This window comes from Streptomyces sp. NPDC046915, assembly GCF_040644935.1.
GTDB lineage: Bacteria > Actinomycetota > Actinomycetes > Streptomycetales > Streptomycetaceae > Streptomyces.
Genome location: NZ_JBEYXB010000002.1, coordinates 37,780 through 57,244, shown reverse-complemented (window position 1 = coordinate 57,244; position 19,465 = coordinate 37,780). Strand labels below are relative to the sequence as shown.

Below are 19,465 nucleotides of genomic sequence, written 5' to 3'. Positions count from 1 at the left end.
GCGGGGTGACATCAGAGGTGGCGCCCCCGTCACACGGAGGTCGGGGAGGCGGCGGCTGGGGCCGGTCCGACCGGGCCGTCGGCCAGCGTGCCCGTGCCGAGTCCGGTGCCGGTTCCGCCGCCCGGTCCCGTACCGGTTCCCGTGCCCCCGTCGCCGCCCGTGGACGGCGAGGGGCTGGCGGAGCCGACGGCGGGGCCGGTCGGGGTGGGCGGGGCGGTCGAGGGCGTCGGCGCCGTGGGCTCGGGGTCCGGGGAGGAGCCGCCCGCACCGGAGGTGGGGTTGGTCGCCGTCGGCCGCGGGTCGGAGGAGGCGCCCGGCTGTCCGGCGGTCCCCGTGGCGCCGGTTGCGGTCGCGCTGCCGCCCGGCGACGGGGCGGCACGGCCGGGCACCCTCGGGCCCGTACCGGGTGCGGCACCGGTGTGGCCGGAGGGCCGGGCGGAGTCGGCCGGTGCCGGGGATATGTCGACCTGGCCGGCCGGCTTGTCCTCGTTCTGGCCGGGCACGGGCAGCCAGGGCGCGTCCGAGCTGCCGGACAGGAGTGTGGCGACGATGACGACGGCGTAGACCGCGCAGGCGATGCCGGCGGACATGCCGAGACGGCGGAAGGTGCGCCTGCGGCGGCCGGACGCGTCGACGAAGACCGGCCCGTCGGCGGGACGCGGACGCTCCTCCGCGATCCGGTCGGCGTCGAGCTGGACGGTCACCTCGCGCGGGTCATGCGCATTCGAGTCGTGCGCAATCGAGTCGTGCGCAATCGGGCCGTGCGCATTCGGGCCGTGCGCATTCGGGCCGTGCGTATTCGGGCCGTGCGTATTCGGGCCGTGCGTATTCGGGTCGTGGACCGACGGCCAGGGGACTCGTACCGCGGGCAGCACTTCGGTCGGCCCGGCGTCGGGCACCGCCCCGCCCGGGAGGACGTCCGTCGTTCCGGTCTCCGGGAAGCTCTGGATGTCGTCCTCGGCCACCGGCGGCTCCTGGGCCCCGAGTTCGGCATCGGGCCATTCCGTCCGGGCGTCTTCCGGCCACTTCTTCGCGCGCACCTGCGTTCCCCCCACGGGAAAGTTTCCGGGTGCGCATACGACCCCGAGCCCGCGCCGCCGGACCCGGCCCCCACCGGTCCGCGCGCCCCCCTTGTCTCACCGTGCTCGGCTGTCCCGAACGTAGCGCCGGCGCGGGCCGGGAACTTCGGAAGTTTCAATGGTGAACGGAAGTGACCGATTCACTGATCGATTCGTCGATGGCTGGAATCCATGCTCTTTCGGGTCGCGCCAACCAATCCCGTTCCGCGGCCAGTTCCGCCGCGGCCCGTCGAACCGCGTCGAACGCGGGATGCGCGAGCCCTCTGCGCCACACCAGCGACACGGGTGACAGTGGTACGGGATCGACGAGCGGCCGCACCACCGTGCGCGGCAGGGCGGAGAAGCCGGTCACCGCGAGCACCGGGTTCCCGGTCTTCGCCATGAGCCGCTCGAACTCCTCCTCCCCCACGGCCAGCGGCGCCGGTGGCGCGACCTCGATGCCGCGTCCGGCGAAGAGGCGGTGCGCCAGGTCGGTCCACTCCGGCGTGCGCGCGTTTCCCGCGCCGGCGTACACGGTCTCGCCCGCCAGCGCGTGCAGCGGTACCGCCGCCAGCGGCGCCAGCCGGTGCGCCTCGGGCAGCACGACCGCCATCGGCTCGTACCGTACGAGCTGGTGGTCCAGCCCGGCCCGCAGCGCCGGGTCCAGGCCCGCGAACCGGCCGAACGAGACGTCCAGGCGCCCGGCGAGCAGTTCGGCCGCCGCCCCCGTGAGCCCGCTCTCGTAGCGGGCCATCAGCTCGTGCTCGGGGGCGAGTTCCCGCGCCCGGTGCAGCACGCGCCGGCCGGTGTCCAGGTTCGGGGAGTTGAGGTCGACCAGGAGGGGGCGGGCCTGCCCGAAGGCGGCGAGCAGGTCGTCCTGGGCGGCGAGGACCCGCCGGGCGAGCGGCAGCAGACGTTCGCCGTCGGCGGTCAGCGCGACCTGCCGGGTCGTACGGACGAACAGCTCGGCGCGCAGCTCCCGTTCGAGGCGCCGCACATCACGGCTGAGGGCCTGCTGGGCGACGTACAGACGGGACGCGGCGCGGGTGAAGTGCAGCTCCTCGGCGACGGTGACGAAGGCGCGCAGGAGGCGGGGGTCGAGGTGGGCGGGAGTGGGCACCGGGAGAACTTACAACAGGAACGCGTGAATCGGCTCCGATCAGGTGTTGGACCTCTTGATCCATTCCGGGCGACCGTTGGCCCATGCCGCAGCCAGCCATTGAGGAATCCCCCGACACCCCCGACACCCCCGAAGCCCCCGAAGCCCTCGCACCCGCCCGCCCCGGCCCCTACCGCCGCCTGTTCACCCACCCCGGCACCCGCGCCTTCACCGCCGGCAATCTGATCGCCCGCCTGCCGATGGGCATGTTCGGTGTGAGCGCGGTGGTCATGATCGCCGGGTCGCGGGGCTCGTACGCGCTCGCCGGCGCCGTCACCGCGACCGGCCTCGCGGCGACGGGGGTGGCCGGTCCCTGGATCGCCCGGCTCGTCGACCGGTACGGGCAGGCCCGGATCGCCGTACCCGCGACGGTCACCGCCGTGCTGGGCGGACTCGCCCTGCTGCTGTGCGTGCGCCTGGGCGCACCGGACTGGACCCTGTTCGCCGCGTACGCCGCGACCGCCACCGTCCCCAACATCGGCGGCATGTCCCGGGCACGCTGGGCCCACCTGCTGCGGGACGATCCCGGGGCCCTGCACACCGCGAACTCGTTCGAGCAGGCCGCCGACGAGCTGTGCTTCATGCTGGGCCCGGTCCTGGCGTCCTTCCTGACCGGCACGTTCTTCCCGGAGGCGGGCACGCTCGTGGGCGGGGGGCTGCTGCTGACCGGAGTGCTGCTGTTCGCGGCGCAGCGGTCGACCGAGCCGCCGCCGAGGGCGCGTACGAAGGCCGCGTCGCCGCTGCGCACCCCGGGCGTACCGCTGCTGCTGGCGTGTTTCGTGGCCACCGGCGCGGTGTTCGGCTCGATGGAGGTCGTCACGATCGCGTACGCCGACGCTCAGGGCCACCGCTCGGCGGCCGGGGCCGTGCTCGCGCTCCAGGCGGCGGGCTCCTGTGCGGCGGGCCTGCTGTACGGGGCGCGGAAGCCGGGCGGGCCCGCGGAGCGCCGGCTGCCGTGGTGTCTGCTGGCCATGGCCGCGCTGATGTCCCTGCCGCTGCTCGCCGCCCGCACGGCCGGGACGCTGCCGGCGCTCGCGGTGGCCCTGCTGGCGGCGGGCATGGCGACCGCCCCGACGATGGTGACCGCGATGACGCTGGTCCAGGACCGCACCCCCGGGGACCGTCTCAACGAGGGCATGAGCCTGGTTGTCACCGCCCTGCTGACCGGCATAGCCTGCGGCTCGGCGGCCGGGGGCTGGGCGGCCGAGCACACCGCCCCGGCGGCGGCCTTCGCGGCACCGGTCGCGGCGGCCGTGACCGCCCTGCTGATCAACGCGACGGGGACCGCTCTTCGTTCGCTCCGTCGAACCGCTTGCAGCAATTCCCGTCAGACCCATTGACCCTCCCGGAGCGCACACATACCTTCCCCCATCGAAGCGCTTCGACGCCGGTCATCGAATCGATTCGATGGGCCGACGGCTGACGGCTGACGGCTGACGACCGATGACCGGCGAACCGAGAACCATCCGACTCCGACTCCCCTGGAGGCACTGGATGTTGACGGCACGAAGGCGGGCGGCGGCCGCGGCGGTGATCCTCTCCGGATCGCTGCTCCTGGCCTCCTGCGGCGACTCGGACAGCGGCGCGTCCGACGGCAAGACGCTCCGGCTCTGGCACTACGAGGCACCCGACAGCGCGATGGGCCAGGCCTGGAACGAGGCCATCAAGGAGTTCGAGGCCAAACACCCGGGCGTGAAGGTGAAGTTCGAGGAGAAGGGCTTCGAGCAGATCCAGAAGACGGCGCCGATGGTCCTGAACTCCTCGGACGCGCCCGACATCATGGAGTACAACAAGGGCAACGCGACCGCGGGCCAGCTGTCGAAACAGGGCCTGCTGACCGATCTGACCGCCGAGGCCGCCAAGCGCGGCTGGGACAAGAAGCTCAGCGCCGGTGTGCGCACGACCAGCATGTACGACACCGACGGGGTCATGGGCTCCGGCAAGTGGTACGGCGTGCCCAACTACGCCGAGTACACGATGGTCTACTACGACAAGGACCTCTTCGAGAAGTACAAGATCGCCGAGCCGAAGACGTTCGACGAGCTCACGGCCGCCATGGACGCCTTCGCCAAGAAGGGCGTCACCCCGCTCGCCAACGCCGGCGCCGAGTACCTGGCGCAGCAGTACCTCTACCAGCTCGCCCTCTCCAAGGCCGACCGCTCCTGGGTCGACAAGTACGAGCTGTACAAGGGGAAGACCGACTTCCACGACGCGGCCTGGACGTACGCGGCCGAGACCTTCGCCGACTGGGTGAAGAAGGGCTACATCAGCGAGAAGTCCACCAGCACCAAGGCCGAGGACGCGGGCGTCTCCTTCATCCAGGGCAAGGCGCCGATCCTGTTCTCCGGCAGCTGGTGGTACGGCCGCTTCCAGACGGAGGCCAAGTTCGACTGGGACTCCACCCTGTGGCCCGGTTCGAACCTGACGCTGGGCTCCGGCGGCAACCTCTGGGTGGTCCCCAAGAACGCCAGGAACAAGGAACTCGCCTACGACTTCATCGACATCACCATGTCGAAGAAGATCCAGAACCTGCTCGGCGACAAGGGCGGCGTCCCGGTCGCGGCCGACACGTCCGCCATCACGGACCCGAAGTCCAAGGAGCTCATCTCCGACTTCAACACGCTGAGCCGACGGGACGGCCTGGCCTTCTACCCGGACTGGCCGGTGAACGGCTTCTACGACGTCCTGGTCTCCGAGACGCAGAAGCTGATGACGGGCGACGAGAAGCCGGACGGCTATCTCGACGCCTTGCAGCAGGCGTACGACAAGGGCGCTCCGAAGCAATGACGGTCACCGTCGAACGGGGCACGCGGGCCGTCGGCAAGCACACCCACGCCGGCCCGCGCCGCCCCCGTACCCGCGACTCGTACGCCCTCTTCCTGCTCCCCGGGATTCTCGCCTTCCTGGCGGTCATCGTCCTGCCGTTCCTGATGAACACGGGGGTGAGCTTCACCGACTGGCAGGGCGTCGGCAGCCCGAAGTGGACCGGTCTCGCCAACTACCGGGAGTTGATGGACGATTCGGAGTTCTGGGCGTCCTTCCGGCACAGCCTGTTCATGGTCGTCGCCATGGCGGCCGTGCCGACGGCGCTCGGTCTCGTCCTGGCCGCCGCGCTGTTCGACCACATCGGCAAGCACTTCGGATCGAAGTGGGTCGCGGTGCTGCGCGCCTGCTTCTACCTCCCCCAGGTGCTGCCCATCGCGGTCGCCGGGATCGTCTGGAGCTGGATCCTCGCCCCCGACAACGGCTCCCTCAACGAGCTGCTGAAGGCCGTGGGGCTGGGCAGTTGGCAGCAGGACTGGCTCGGCGATCCGGACATCGCGCTGTACAGCGTGATGGGCGTGATGGTGTGGGTGCAGATCGGCTTTCCGCTGGTGGTCTTCATGGCCGGCCTCCAGCGCGTCGACCCGCAGCTGCATGAGGCGGCCGAGCTGGACGGGGCCGGGTGGTGGCGCCGTTTCTGGCACATCACGCTGCCGCAGATCCGGCCGGAGACCTATGTCGTGCTGACCTGGTGCACGATCGGCGCGCTGAAGGTGTTCGGCGCGGTGTACGTGCTGACCAAGGGCGGTCCGGGCGGGGCGACGGACGTCCCCTCCTATTTCTCCTTCTCCACCTTCTTCGAGAAGACCCAGGTCGGCTACGGCGCCGCGATCTCCACCGTCCTCACCGTGATCATCCTGGCGCTCTCCCTGATCGGCCTGAGACTCCAGACCCGTGCCGAGGACGCCGAGGAAGGGGTCCGCGCATGACCGCCGCCCTACGCCGCTACCCGGTGCTGGTGGCCCTGTGCCTGGCCGCCCTGTTCATGGTGGTGCCGTTCGTGATCGTGGCCGTGAACGCGGTCAAGTCGCCGGCCGAGTACTCCGCGCACGGCCCGCTCAGCCTGCCCGACGGCCTCTATCTGGACGGTCTGAAGGACTTCTGGCAGCGGGTCGACTACGGCCAGAAGCTGGTCAACTCCGTGCTGATCAGCGGTTCGGTGGCCGTTCTCGCCGCGGTCCTGTCGGTGCTCAACGCGTACGCGATCGGCATCGGCCGGATCAAGGGCCGCACCTGGGTGCTGGCCTTCTTCGTCCTCGCGAACATGCTGCCGCAGGAGGCGCTGGTCTACCCGGTCTACTACCTGAGCAAGCAGCTGGGCCTGTACGACACCCGGCTCAGCGTGATCATCCTGTTCACGGTGATCCAGGCGGCGTTCGGCACGTATCTGCTGTCCTCGGTCCTCGGGCAGTTCCCCCGCGAGATCATCGAGGCCGCCCGGATCGACGGCGCGAACAAGTGGCAGGTGCTGTGGCGGATCGTGGTCCCCGTCAGCCGCCCCACCCTCGGGGTCCTGCTGGTGTTCTTCTTCATCTGGACCTGGAACGAGTTCCTGCTCCCCCTGGTGATGCTGATCTCCAACGACAACCAGACCGTGTCGGTGGCGCTCGGCGTGCTCCAGGGCCAGCGCCTGATGGACGCCACGATGACCAACGCGGCGGCCCTGCTGGGCGTACTGCCCGCGATCGTCTTCTTCCTCGTCTTCCAGCGGACGCTCACCCGCGGCATCGCCGTGGGCGCGGTCAAGTGAACCATCAAGCAAAGGGGTGCGCGCGTGAAGTTCACCGACGGCTACTGGCTGCTGCGCGAGGGTGTCACTGCGGCCCACCCGGTCGAGGTCCTCGACGTCACCGCCTCTGGGGACGCCTCCTCCGGGGGAGGCACGCTGGAGATCCACGCGCCGACCCAGCCCATCCGCCACCGCGGCGACCTGCTGAAGGGACCGGTCGTGACGATCACCGCGCACACCCCGATGCCCGACGTCATCGGCGTGACCCTCACCCACTTCGACGGGGAGCAGCCGTCCGGACCCGAGTTCGAGCTCACCGGGACGGAGGCCCTGGCCCACACCGAGTACGACGAGGAGCACGCGACCCTCACCTCCGGCGCGCTGTCGGTCCGGGTGGCCCGCACCGGCCCCTGGCACGTCGACTTCCTCGCCCACGGCCGCGTGCTCACCTCCAGCGGCCCCAAGGGCATGGGCATCATGCGGGACGGGACCGGCGCCCACTATCTGCGGGAGCAGCTGGGGCTCGGTGTGGGGACCAGCGTGTACGGCCTCGGGGAGCGGTTCGGGCCGCTGGTGAGGAACGGGCAGGTCGTCGACATCTGGAACGCCGACGGCGGCACGGCGACCGAGCAGGCGTACAAGAACGTCCCCTTCTATCTCACCGACGCGGGCTACGGCGTCTTCGTCGACCACCCGGGCAAGGTGTCCTTCGAGGTCGGCTCGGAGGCGGTGTCCAGGGTCCAGTTCAGCGTCGAGGCACAGCAGTTGACGTACTACGTGATCCACGGGCCGAGCCCGAAGGACATCCTGCGCAAGTACACCGCCCTCACCGGGCGCCCGGCCCTGCCGCCGGCGTGGTCCTTCGGGCTGTGGCTGTCGACGTCGTTCACCACGTCGTACGACGAGGAGACGGTGACGTCCTTCATCGACGGCATGCGGGCGCGTGAACTCCCGCTCTCCGTCTTCCACTTCGACTGCTTCTGGATGCGCGAGTTCAACTGGTGCGACTTCCAGTGGGATCCGCGGGTCTTCCCGGATCCGGAGGGGATGCTGGCGCGGCTGAAGGACAAGGGGCTGCACGTCTCGGTGTGGATCAACCCCTACATCGCCCAGCGCTCCCCGCTGTTCGCGGAGGGCAAGGCGCTCGGGCATCTGCTGCGGCGGCCGGACGGCAGCGTGTGGCAGTGGGACCTGTGGCAGCCGGGCATGGCGCTGGTCGACTTCACCAGCCCGGCGGCCCGCGGCTGGTACGCGGCGAAGCTCCAGGCGCTGCTCGCGCAGGGCGTCGACTGCTTCAAGACGGACTTCGGGGAGCGCGTCCCGGTCGACGTGGCCTGGGCGGACGGCTCGGACCCGGAGCGGATGCACAACTACTACACCTACCTCTACAACCGCACGGTCTTCGAGGTGCTGCGCAAGCACCGGGGCGAGGACGAGGCGGTGGTCTTCGCCCGCTCGGCGACCACGGGCAGCCAGCGGTTCCCCGTGCACTGGGGCGGCGACTGCGAAGCCACGTACGAGTCCATGGCCGAGTCGCTGCGCGGCGGGCTGTCGCTCGGGCTGTCCGGCTTCGGCTACTGGAGCCATGACATCGGCGGCTTCGAGGGCACGCCGACGGCCGCGCTGTTCAAGCGGTGGCTGGCCTTCGGGCTGCTATCCTCGCACAGCCGGCTGCACGGGTCCTCGTCGTACCGGGTGCCGTGGCTGTTCGACGAGGAGTCCGTGGACGTGCTGCGGCTGTTCACCCGCCTGAAGCTGAGCCTGATGCCCTATCTGTACGAGGCGGCCCGCGCCGCCCATGCCGAGGGCGTGCCGGTGATGCGGGCGATGGTGCTGGAGTTCCCGGACGATCCCGGGTGCGCGTACCTGGAGCGGCAGTACATGCTCGGCCCGGACCTGCTGGTGGCGCCGGTGTTCAGCGACGAGGGGGACGTGACCTACTACGTGCCCGAGGGCACCTGGACCCACTTCCTGAGCGGGCGGACGGTGACCGGGCCGCGCTGGGTGCGCGAACGGCACGGGTTCTCGAGCGTGCCGCTCCTGGTCCGGCCGGGGGCGGTGATCCCGGTGGGTGCGGTGGCGGAGAGGCCCGACTATCCGTATGCGGACGGGGTGACCCTGCGGGTGTACGGGCTGGAGCGGGGCGCGCAGGTGACGGTGCCGGTCGGGGACGTGACCTTCACCGTCGTACGCGAAGGGGACACGCTGCGGGCCTCGTGCGGTGATCCGGTGGCGCCGTGGGCGCTGACGGCCGGGGAGCGCACGGCCCGCGCGCAGGCCGGTACCGGGTTTCTCACGCTGGAGATGGGCTGATGGTGAAGATCACCGATGTGGCGCGGCGTGCCGGGGTCTCCCCCAGCACCGTCTCCTACGCGCTCAGCGGCAAGCGCCCCATCTCCGAGGAGACCCGGCAGCGGATCGAGGCGGCCATCCACGAGCTGGGCTATTGGCCGCACGCGGGCGCCCGCGCCCTGGCCAGCAGCCGGTCGAACGTCCTGGCGCTGGTGATCCCCTTACGGGCCGGCATCCACGTCCCGGTGGTCATGCAGTTCGCGGTGTCCGTGGTGACGACGGCGCGCCGGCACGACCACGACGTCCTGCTCCTCACGCAGGAGGAGGGCGAGGACGGCCTGCGCCGGGTCGCGGACACGGCGCTCGTCGACGCGCTGATCGTGATGGACGTCCAACTCCACGATCCCCGGCTGCCGTTGCTGCGCTCGCTGGACCGGCCGTCCGTGCTGATCGGGTTCCCCGCCGAGGCGGACGGGCTGACCTGTATCGACCTCGACTTCAAGGCGGCCGGCGAGGCGTGCGTGGAGCATCTGGCGCGGCTCGGACACCGGGTGGTGGCGTTGGTGGGGTCGCCGCCGGAGGTGTACGTGCGGGGGACGGCGTTCGCCCAGCGGGTCGTCCAGGGGTTCACGGCCGCCGCCGACCGCGGCGGGCTGTCGAGCTCCGTCCACCCCTGCGAGGCCTCGCCGACGGCCGCCCGCCTGGTCGCCGAGCAACTGCTCCGTGAACAGCCCGCGCTGACGGGGGTCGTCGTCCACAACGAGCCCATCCTGGAGCCGCTGATCGACGCCTTCGAACAGCTCGGCCTCCGTGTCCCCGGCGACCTCTCGGTCACCGCCATCTGCCCCGACGAACTCGCCGAGTCCGTCCGTGTCCCCGTCACCTCCGTCGCCCTGCCCTCCGCCGAGGTGGGCGAGCGGGCGGTACACCTGCTGATGAGGAAGCTGGACGGGACCCCCGTACCCGAGGCGACCCTGCTGCCGCCCCGGATGACCGACCGGGCGAGCACGGCGCCGCGCACCGCCTGAGTCTTCGCACTGCCCCTATCCGAAGGAGCCGTGACATGAAAGGCAAGAGAAGAGGACGGAGAACCACGCTGCTGACGGCCTTGGCCCTGATCGCGGGCCTCGGCGCCACCGTCCCGGCCCACGCCGACCCGGCGTATCCCTTCCGCGATCCGGATCTGCCGGTGGACGCCCGGGTCACCGACCTGCTGGGCCGCCTCACCCTCGACGAGAAGATCTCCCTCCTCCACCAGTACGAGCCCGCCATCCCCCGCCTCGGCATCCAGTCCTTCCGCACCGGCACAGAGGCCCTGCACGGCGTGGCCTGGCTGGGCAGAGCCACCGTGTTCCCGCAGGCCCTCGGGCTGGCCTCCACCTGGGACCCGGCACTGATCCGGCAGGTCGGCTCGGCCGTCGGCGACGAGGCGCGCGGTTTCCAGCAGCAGCGTCCGGCCGGCTGGGGCCTGAACCTGTGGGCGCCCGTGGTGAACCTGTTGCGCGACCCGCGCTGGGGCCGCAACGAGGAGGGCTACTCCGAGGATCCCCATCTCACCGGCGCGATCTCCACCGCGTACGGCACCGGTCTGACCGGCGGCGACCCCGACCATCTCAAGACCGCCCCCACCCTCAAGCACTTCCTCGCCAACAACAACGAGGAGCACCGCGACACCACCTCCTCGGAGCTGCGCCCGCGCGTGCTGAAGGAGTACGACGAGCAGGCCTTCAAGCCCGCGATCGAGGCGGACGCGGCGACGGGTGTGATGTCGTCCTACAACCTGGTCAACGGCCGCCCGGACACGGTGAACCCGGCCCTCGACGACACCGTCCGCACCTGGACCGGGCGGGACCTGCTGAACGTCACCGACGCCTACGCGCCCGGGAACCTGGTCGGCAGCCAGCGGTACTACGGCACCCAGGCCGAAGCGGACGCGGCCGCCCTGAAGGCGGGCATCGACAGCTTCACGGACAACGACACGGACGCCGGGCCGACCACGGCGGCGGTCAGGTCGGCGCTGTCCACGGGCCTGCTGAAGGAGTCGGACGTCGACACCGCCGCCGGTCACATCCTGAGCATCCGGGTCCGGCTGGGCGAGTTCGACCCGGGCGGCGGGAAGTACGGCTCCATCGACGCCTCCGTCATCGACAGCCCGGCCCACCGGAAGCTGGCGCGCGAGGCGGCGGCGGAGGCGGCGGTGCTCCTGAAGAACGACGGCACGCTGCCCTTGCGGAAGTCCGGCAGCACCGCGGTGGTCGGCCCACTCTCCGACACCCTCTACGCCGACTGGTACTCCGGCACACTGCCCTACTCGGTGACCCCGAAGGAGGGCATCGAGGCCAAGCTCGGCACGCCGGTGGCGAGCAGCGAGGGCGTGGACCGGATCGCGCTGAAGGACACGGCGACCGGGAAGTACGTCACGGCCGGCACCGGGGACGCGGGCGCGCCGCTGAAGGAGACGACGGACTCGGGTCTCCCGGCCCAGTTCGACGCGTTCGACTGGGGTTCGGGCATCGTGACGCTCCGCTCGGCGGCCAACGGCAGGTACGTCGGCTACAACTGGTCGAACTTCGTCAACGACCAGACGCAGCCCGGCGGCTGGTTCGTCCAGCAGCAGTTCAGGCTGGAACGGCAGGACGACGGCACGTACCTGCTGCGGTACGCGGGTTACGAGACCGCCGAGTCCTGGTGGTCGAACCCGGTCTACCTCGGCCCGACCGGCACCGACGGGACGCTGGGCCTGGTCCCGAAGGAGCAGGCGGCCCACTACGCGAAGGACGTCGTCCGGGACGGCGTGGCGGACGCCGTCTCCGCGGTCAAGGGCAGGGACCGGGCGGTCGTCGTGGTCGGCTCGAACCCCTCCATCAACGGCCGCGAGGCTCACGACCGCACGGACACGGGCCTGGCGCCCACGCAGGAAGCCCTGGTCAGAGCGGTCCGCAAGGCCAACCCGCACACGGTCGTGATCGTCGAGAACAGCTACCCGACCACCCTCGGCGCCCTCCAGAAGGAGGTCCCGGCCCTGCTGTGGACCACCCACGCGGGCCAGGAGACGGGCAACGCCCTCGCCGACCTGCTCTACGGCGACGCGAACCCCTCCGGCCGCCTCACCCAGACCTGGTACCGCTCGGACGCCGACCTCCCGTCGATCCTCGACTACGACATCATCAGGTCCGGCCGGACCTACCAGTACTTCAAGGGCCGGGCGCTCTACCCGTTCGGGTACGGGCTGTCGTACACGAGCTTCCGCTACGGCGGCCTGCGGAAGGTGTCCGACGGCTACGAGGTACGGGTCACCAACACCGGTCGGCGGTCCGGCGCCGAGGTCGTACAGCTCTACGTCCACCAGCGCGCCTCCCGTGACGCACAGCCCCTGAAGCAGCTGAAGGCCTTCGAGCGGGTGTCGCTGAAGCCGGGCGAGACGCGGACGGTCAGGCTGCGGGTACGGGCGTCGGACCTCGCCCACTGGGACGTCACCCGCTCGAAGTGGGTGGTGGAGACGGGCGCGTACGACGTCATGGCGGGCGCGTCCGCGACGGACATCCGGGCGCGGGCCACCTGGGCCGTGCACGGCGAGACGATCCCGCCCCGCGACCTGTCGAGGACCACCCGCGCCGAGAACTTCGACGACTACGGCTCCGGCATCCACCTGGTCGACGAGTCGAAGGCGGCGGGTACGGCGGTGTCGGCCGCGTCCGACGGGGCGTGGCTGGAGTTCGCGGACACGCGGCTGGGGTCGGGTGCCTCGCGATTCAGCGCGCGCGTCGCGGGGCCCGCCGGCACGGTCGAGGTGCGGCTCGGGTCCCCCACCGGTCGGCTCATCGGCACGGCGACGACAGGCGGCACGGGGTCGGCGTACGACTACGCCACGGTTGGCGCCCGGCTGACGGCAGCGGGGAAGGACCGGGCCGACGTCTACCTGGTACTGAGCGAGGGGCTACGGCTGTCGACGTTCAGCCTGCGCTGACCGGTCGGGCCAGCGCGGCGGGCTTGGTGCCGTCGAGGCGCTCTGTGTGCTGTACTTGGACGCAAGGAGGGCCCCCGCAACGGACCGGTAATCCGCGCGGAGGCCCAAGCTCAGCAAGAGCTCGCCGGATGCCCCCACCGTGGAAGGGGACATCCGGCTACTTGCTGAGCCACCAGAGCAGCCACCTCCTCGCGTGCTTCGCCGCCCGCTCCGGCAAGCGCCGGATCAGCCGCATGACGAGAGTCGGCTCTTGCTCACGGTGACACCCCATCTGGAGGCGTCCTCCCTTCGACGTGAGGCGACCTCACACGGTCCCGGGACCGCTCTCGTCGGGCCGGGCCCCGAGGGGACGGGACCCGGTGTGAAGGGAGGACGCACCCATCGGTGCGTCACAGCGCAAGGTTAGCGGATCACATGCCGCTACCGTCACCGTCGGCGTTCAGACCGCTACCACCGGTCAAGCCGGTACGGCGGCGGTCCGTGCGATTCGGCGCAGGGCCAGCAGGCCCCGGATCGCACGGATCCGCCAGGCCGTGAAGGCGAGGATGACGACGCCGGTGAGGGTCGGCCACTTCCAGTTCCCGGAGCCGTCCTGGATGGCGGTGCTCGCGGAGGGACCGTCGACGCGGGCGGCCAGGGTGGCGTCGGGCTGCTTCTCGAAGATGCCTTCGACCGCGACGCCGCTGATGCTGACCGAGTGGTCGTCGGCCTCGAACGAGCCGTCGCAGGCCCATCCGTCCGTCCACAGGTCCTTCCAGCCGCCGCTTGCGGGCACGCATTCCGTCACATGGACGGTCCCGGCGACACCGGCCATCTCGGCGTACCCGTGCAGGGCACCCATGATCGCCAGGAACAGCCCGAAGACCAGCCCGACGACGGCGAGCGATATCTCGCGGGGCAGCGGCGGCAGGAGGCGGAGGAGGAACATGGGCGGTGGAATCCTTCGCGATGCGGACCAGGTGGAAGCAATCCGCAGAGCGCGGCGGGGTGTTCACTCATGCGGCAGGCTCGATGGACAAGAGCCCGCTGTAGCTGGACTTGAACCATGACAGTTCGTCGCTCACAGCTCCCCCGCCACCCTCCTGATGAACCGATCCGACTCCTCAACGCTGAGCGCCTGCATGCGGATCATGCCATAGCGCTGCGTCAGCGTACTGAGCTTGTCGCCGTCGGAGTACAGGGCCCCTGTCGACTGCCCGTCCACAAAGGCGTACCGCTCATGGTCGACGGTCTCCGCAAGCACCATCGGACCGCTGAGCGCCGCCGTGGGAGCCGTTGAGAAGGGGAGCACCTGGATCGAGAGGTGCCGCTGCTTCCCCACCTCGAGCAGGTGGTGACACTGCCTGTGCATAACGTCCTGGCCGCCGACCGCCGAACGCAGCGCGGCCTCGTGGATCACAAAGCTGAAGTGCGTCGGAGGCTTCCTCGTCAGCTTCTCCTGCCGTTGCAGTCGTGCCGCCACGCGCTCTTCCACCGTCTCATCGTCCAGCGGAGGACAGTTGCTACTGATCAGCGCTCGCGCGTACTCCAGAGTCTGCGACAGACCGGGAACAAGCATCGGCTCGTACCACTGCACGGCAATCGCCTCCGCCTCGATCGCCATGTACTCCTGCGACCGCGCGGGAAAAGGCTCCGGCTTCAGGAACTCATGCGCGGCCGCCAACTTCCCCCGCGCCCCGCACATCTGGTCCGCGACCTGCAACAACCGCAGGGTCGGCCGCCGCCTCCCGCACTCCATCGACTTGACGTACTCGTAGCCGGCCTCGTCGGCGAGCGTCTGGCGGCTGATCCCCGCCTCCTCACGCCACAGCTTGATCTGCCCGCCGCAGTACCGCCAGTTCGGCTGTGCCTGCTGGGTCTCCGCCGAAGCCACTCCCCCACCGCCTCCCGCCGCCACACCGTGTACAGGCACGCTGGGTCGCGGCGACCAGCCTGAGCACGGCGAACGACGGAGATTCACACCTGCGGGCCGGTCACTCGTCCTGGGCGAGGTGCTCCACCGCGTAGGCCACGTGGTACTGGCCGTAGCCGAAGCGTTCGCCGAGGGCCCGGTAACGGGCGTACTGCCGCTTGGTGAGTGACCCCCACACCGTGTGCAGGACTCTCAGCAGCAGCCGGAATCCGAGGTCGGGGTCGGCCTGGACGACGACCTGCTCCAGAGCGGTCACGTGCTCGGGCTCCAACTGGGGTGCGGCTTCCCGCAGTTCGTGCAGGACCGCGTCCGCGAGGTCGGCCCGCACCGGGGGCAGGGCGGGGGTGTGCTCGGGGGCGACCTCGGTGAGCCGGGCCCGGCACGCCTCGGCGATCCGGCGCAGCCAGTCCGGTCCGTCGGTTACGCAGCGGCCGGGGGCGGTGTTCGACGCGGCGGCCCAGACGGTGGTGAGGGTGTCGCCGGACAGCGGAGACCGCAGGAGCCGGACGGTGTCCTCCCACAGCACGAGTGCCTGGACGCCGGGGACGCGACAGCCGTCGGCGGTGACGGTCTGGTGGAGGAGTTCGGGCGCGGGGACGCTGCGCTCCCATATCGGGTCGAACTGTCGGGCGAGTTCGGAGAACCCGAAGTCCTCGTCGAAGAGGCGCCGGGCGACCTCCAGGGGCCGCCACACGACGGTGAGCCCCCCATAGACGACGTCGAAGGGGTACCCGAACGGTTCACCGAGGTCGCAGAACCTCTCGCAGCGCTCCTCCGGGACCGGCACGGCGGCCGTCTTGAGCGCGCGCAGGTAGAGCCGGAACCCGAGATCGAGGTCGGCCCGGGTGGCGACCTCCTCCAGCGCCGCCGCCAGGCCGGGGAGCTCACCGGCCGATGCCCGGATCTCCGCCAGGATCGCGTCCCGGACGGTGGCGACGGCCGGCAGGCGCCAGTACGACCACGAGGGGCCCGGCTCGCGGCCCACCATCACCCGGGGCGGACGGGCCGCGCAGGCCGCGTCCATCCGCGCGAGCCAGTCCCGCACGCCGGTTCCGTGCGCCCGCGGATCCCACACGCCTCCCGTGGCGGCGAGCCACACGGCACCGAGCACCTCGTCGGACAGCGGGGAGTCCAGGAGCTTGCCCAGGTCCGCGCGGAGCTCCTCGGCATAGCCGAAGTCGTCGTGGAACACGTCGAACCCGAGGCGGTGGCGTTCGTCCTCGCTGAGCCGCTCGATGCCCGACATGTCGACGGGCGTCTCACCCTCGTATGCGCCGAGCTTCTCCGTGACGAGGGCGAGTGCCGCCTCCTCCGTCCCGGGTGGCGTCGACAGGGCGAACGACTCCGTCAGGCCGCTGAGCCCGAAGTCGCTGTCGTGCTTCTCGAAGTAGGGGCCGGACTGCTGCCGCACGGTCTAGACGCCTCCGAAGGTCACGGTTCTGCCCGCGCCGAGTTCCGCGGCGAGGCGCGCGGTCAGCAGCTCGCCCTCCCCGCGCAGACGTTCGTACGCGGCGTCCTGCCGGGCGTCGTCGCGATCGCCGAGCCAGGTGTTCATGACGGCGTCGATGTCCTGCGCCCACCGGTACAGGTCGGCCACGAGGTCGTCGGACAACGCGAGCGCGGCGGCGGGGTCGTCCGGGAAGAAGTCGCCGAATCCGTCGGCACGCAGGGGGCCGTAGGCGTATTCGCCCATGACGACCAGGTCGAGCGGGTGCGGGGGCTCGCCGTGGGCGTCGACGGTCCAGTGCAGACGCCGGCATCCCCAGCACACGGACTTCGCGGTGCGACGCTGCTCGTCCCAGTAGCGCACGACCCATTCGGGCCCGAGGTTCCGGGCGACCCGCCGGGCGAGCTCCATGCCTTGCCCGACGTGCGCACGCAGGGCCGGGCGGTCGGTGAACCCGTCCCGGGGACGAGCCCGCGACCACGCGTCGAGCGCGCGCACGGTGTCCTCGGGGAGTCCGAGGGAGCCGGCCGGCACCGTGCGGGTGACGGCGCCGGGATCCGCGTGCGGTCCCCACTCCGTCTCGTGGAGGGGCGACGGGCCGCCGTCGGCTCGGACGAGGAGCGGACGCGGCTCACGGGCACGGTTCAAGGACATCACTCGAAGTGCTCTCCCCCAGCTGTGCGGGATCTGCGAAGGTGTGCACGACAAAGGCCCCGCCGCTCGTGAGCGACAGGGCCTCGGCCACATGGGATGAGTGGAGATGGCGGGAATCGAACCCGCGTCCAACGGTGCGGAATCAGGGCTTCTCCGTGTGCAGTCCGCTTCGATTTTCTCGGCCCCGGAGATCACGCGGACAAGTCTCCGACGGGCTCAGTCACTGTTTGGTTTCCCTCTTCACCCCGTGACCGGGATCAAGGTTTAGTCCCCTAGCTGATGCCAGGATCCGGGTCGGGAACAGCCCCGGGCTGACACTCCTATGAGAGTTCGCTAGCTGCTAATTAGGCAGCGAGGGCGAACGAGGAGGAATCGCGCTTGGTGTTGGCGATTATTGTTTGCGACATATGGTTTACGAGATCATTGCCGCTTCCTCGACACGCTTCCCCTGCTTCGACAGCCGCTGTCGAAACCGATCATCCCCATGTTTAATTAACATCAATCCCCTCCGGCAGGCCGGAGAGGCTCGCGCACCTGCTGTGCGGTGCAAGTGCCATCGTACGTGACCAACGCGGGTCCGTGCCAGCTTATTCCCGCTGGCCGCGCTGCTTGCGCTTCGCCGCCGCGATCGCCCGGTCCGACTCCCGCCGGTCCTGCTTCTCGCGCAGGGTCTGCCGCTTGTCGTACTCCTTCTTGCCTCGCGCGAGGGCGATCTCGGCCTTCGCGCGGCCGTCCTTGAAGTACAGGGCGAGGGGCACGATCGTGTGACCCGTCTCCTGGGACTTGGACTCCAGCTTGTCGATCTCCTCGCGGTGCAGGAGCAGCTTGCGCCTGCGGCGCACGGAGTGGTTGGTCCAGGTGCCCTGGCTGTACTCGGGGATGTGGGCGTTGTGCAGCCACGCCTCGTTCCCGTCGATCTGGACGAAGCCGTCGGTCAGCGAGGCGCGCCCCTGGCGCAGCGACTTCACCTCGGTGCCGGTGAGGACGAGCCCGGCCTCGTAGGTGTCGATGATCGCGTAGTCGTGCCGTGCCTTCTTGTTCTGCGCGACGATCTTGCGCTTGCCGTCCTTCGCCGCCTTCGCGGCCCCTCCGCCCTGCTTGGGCTGGGACTCCTTCGGTACGTACATTCCCTTACTCATAGTGCCGTCCATTTTCGCACTACGGAGGGGGTACCGGGGAAGCCGTTTACGACGGGTCGCCCAGGCCGGTGAGGACCGTCTCCGCCCGCTGGAGCGCGTTCTGCCCGGCCTCCAGGTCGGGGGTGATGCCCCGGCCGTCGACGGCACGGCCGGAGGGGGTGCGGTAGTGGCCGACGGTCAGCTCGGCGACGGAGCCGTCGGGCAGCTTGCTCGGCATCTGGACCGAGCCCTTGCCGAAGGTGCGGGAGCCGATGACGACCGCGCGGCCGCGGTCCTTCAGGGCGCCGGTGAGCATCTCGGCCGCGCTCATCGTGCCGCCGTCGACCAGGGCGACCAGCGGTCTGGCGGTGTCGCCGCCGGACGCGGCGTGCAGGGAGTGCTGCTTTCCGTCCACGTCGTAGGTGGCGACCAGGCCGCCGTCGAGGAAGGCGGAGGCGGCGGTCGTGGCCTCGGTGACCAGGCCGCCGGAGTTGCCGCGCAGGTCGAGGATGAGCCGGCCGTCGGCCGGGGCCTCGCGGACGGCGGTGCGGACGGTGTCGCCGGAGCCCTTGGTGAAGGCGGCGACCCTGATGACGGTCACCCCGCCGGCGAGCTTGCGGACGGTGACGGAGTCGGTGGAGAGGCGGGCCCGGCGCAGTGTCTCGCTCCACGCGCGCGTGCCGCGCTCCAGGCCGAGCCGGACGGTGGTGCCGGCGGGGGCGTCCTGGGCGTCGCCGCGCAGTAACGAGACGACCTCGGTGACGGGCAGTCCGCCGACCCGCCGCCCGTCGATGCTGCGCAGCCGGTCGCCCTGGCGGATCCCGGCGCTGGACGCGGGCGACCCGGACTGCACCTTGGTCACCTCGATCCGCCCGTCGCGCTCCCGCCGCGCCCACAGGCCGACGCCGGTGTACTCGCCGTCGAGGGCCTCCTGGAACTCCTCGTACTCGCCCTCGGAGTACACGGCGCCCCAGCGGTCCCCGCTGCGGCTGACCGCGCGCTCGGCGGCCTCCATGGGGGACTTGCCGTCGGCCATGGCCTCGGCGGCGGCCTTCTCGACGTCGTCGTGCCCGGTGGCCGCGCGGGCGGCTCCCTGTGTGGCCCTCCGTCCGGAGGCGCCCGAGTGATCGCCGTCCGGGAGGGCGCCGGTGGCGGCTCCGGCGGCGAGCACGCCCGCGAAGACCAATGTCAGGGCGGCCCCGCGGCCGAAACGGCGGGGCTGGCAGAACAGGTCGCGGCCTGACATGCGGGTGAGTCTAGGACAACGCGAAGGGCCGTACGCTCGGTTGAACGTACGGCCCTCTTG

Annotated in this window: 15 protein-coding genes and 1 other RNA gene; 7 read left to right on the top strand and 9 right to left on the bottom strand. The window is 70.8% G+C overall.

The window, feature by feature from the left end:
- Window positions 1–29: 29 nt before the first annotated feature.
- Both ABZ915_RS04980 and ABZ915_RS04975 read right to left on the bottom strand, forming a co-directional pair.
- Window positions 30–1,040, bottom strand: coding sequence for a hypothetical protein (locus tag ABZ915_RS04980; RefSeq protein ID WP_361795986.1), 1,011 nt, complete (start codon window positions 1,038–1,040; stop codon window positions 30–32).
- Between the two features lie 154 nt (window positions 1,041–1,194).
- Entirely contained in the window at window positions 1,195–2,178 is a 984-nt protein-coding gene (locus ABZ915_RS04975) for a LysR family transcriptional regulator (RefSeq protein ID WP_361795983.1), read from the bottom strand.
- Window positions 2,179–2,261: 83 nt separating this feature from the next.
- Here ABZ915_RS04975 and ABZ915_RS04970 point away from each other — a divergent pair, with 83 nt between their 5' ends.
- The 7 genes from ABZ915_RS04970 to ABZ915_RS04940 all read left to right on the top strand — a co-directional run bounded on the left by ABZ915_RS04970 (window position 2,262) and on the right by ABZ915_RS04940 (window position 13,028).
- Complete coding sequence (locus ABZ915_RS04970; protein WP_361795980.1) at window positions 2,262–3,557, top strand: MFS transporter; 1,296 nt, start codon at window positions 2,262–2,264, stop codon at window positions 3,555–3,557.
- 154 nt (window positions 3,558–3,711) lie between these two features.
- The gene (locus ABZ915_RS04965; protein ID WP_361795977.1) at window positions 3,712–5,004 is read left to right on the top strand and encodes an extracellular solute-binding protein; all 1,293 of its coding nucleotides are present in this window, start codon (window positions 3,712–3,714) and stop codon (window positions 5,002–5,004) included.
- Window positions 5,001–5,969, top strand: coding sequence for a sugar ABC transporter permease (locus ABZ915_RS04960; protein WP_361795974.1), 969 nt, complete (start codon window positions 5,001–5,003; stop codon window positions 5,967–5,969). Before ABZ915_RS04965 ends, ABZ915_RS04960 begins: the two co-directional genes overlap by 4 nt.
- Complete coding sequence (locus ABZ915_RS04955) at window positions 5,966–6,790, top strand: carbohydrate ABC transporter permease (RefSeq protein WP_361795971.1); 825 nt, start codon at window positions 5,966–5,968, stop codon at window positions 6,788–6,790. Before ABZ915_RS04960 ends, ABZ915_RS04955 begins: the two co-directional genes overlap by 4 nt.
- A 24-nt stretch (window positions 6,791–6,814) precedes the next feature.
- Window positions 6,815–9,082 carry an alpha-xylosidase gene (gene yicI / locus ABZ915_RS04950; protein ID WP_361795968.1) on the top strand — a complete coding sequence of 756 codons (2,268 nt, stop codon included), beginning with the start codon at window positions 6,815–6,817 and terminating at the stop codon, window positions 9,080–9,082.
- A complete protein-coding gene (locus tag ABZ915_RS04945; RefSeq protein ID WP_361795965.1) occupies window positions 9,082–10,089 on the top strand; it encodes a LacI family DNA-binding transcriptional regulator in 1,008 nt (335 codons plus the stop codon). Before yicI ends, ABZ915_RS04945 begins: the two co-directional genes overlap by 1 nt.
- A gap of 35 nt (window positions 10,090–10,124) precedes the next feature.
- Window positions 10,125–13,028, top strand: coding sequence for a glycoside hydrolase family 3 C-terminal domain-containing protein (locus ABZ915_RS04940; protein ID WP_361795962.1), 2,904 nt, complete (start codon window positions 10,125–10,127; stop codon window positions 13,026–13,028).
- Window positions 13,029–13,485: 457 nt separating this feature from the next.
- On the opposite strand, the gene ABZ915_RS04935 is transcribed toward ABZ915_RS04940, so the two are convergent.
- The 7 genes from ABZ915_RS04935 to ABZ915_RS04905 form a co-directional block, all read right to left on the bottom strand.
- Complete coding sequence (locus ABZ915_RS04935) at window positions 13,486–13,956, bottom strand: hypothetical protein (RefSeq protein WP_361795959.1); 471 nt, start codon at window positions 13,954–13,956, stop codon at window positions 13,486–13,488.
- Between the two features lie 132 nt (window positions 13,957–14,088).
- A complete protein-coding gene (locus ABZ915_RS04930) occupies window positions 14,089–14,901 on the bottom strand; it encodes a helix-turn-helix transcriptional regulator (protein WP_361795956.1) in 813 nt (270 codons plus the stop codon).
- 100 nt (window positions 14,902–15,001) lie between these two features.
- Entirely contained in the window at window positions 15,002–16,351 is a 1,350-nt protein-coding gene (locus tag ABZ915_RS04925; protein ID WP_361795953.1) for a hypothetical protein, read from the bottom strand.
- 3 nt (window positions 16,352–16,354) lie between these two features.
- The gene (locus ABZ915_RS04920) at window positions 16,355–17,041 is read right to left on the bottom strand and encodes a hypothetical protein (protein ID WP_361795950.1); all 687 of its coding nucleotides are present in this window, start codon (window positions 17,039–17,041) and stop codon (window positions 16,355–16,357) included.
- A gap of 98 nt (window positions 17,042–17,139) precedes the next feature.
- Window positions 17,140–17,525, bottom strand: a transfer-messenger RNA (tmRNA) gene (ssrA, locus tag ABZ915_RS04915).
- Window positions 17,526–17,628: 103 nt separating this feature from the next.
- Entirely contained in the window at window positions 17,629–18,180 is a 552-nt protein-coding gene (gene smpB, locus ABZ915_RS04910; RefSeq protein ID WP_361795947.1) for an SsrA-binding protein SmpB, read from the bottom strand.
- Window positions 18,181–18,226: 46 nt separating this feature from the next.
- Entirely contained in the window at window positions 18,227–19,405 is a 1,179-nt protein-coding gene (locus tag ABZ915_RS04905; protein WP_361795944.1) for a S41 family peptidase, read from the bottom strand.
- Window positions 19,406–19,465 lie beyond the last annotated feature (60 nt).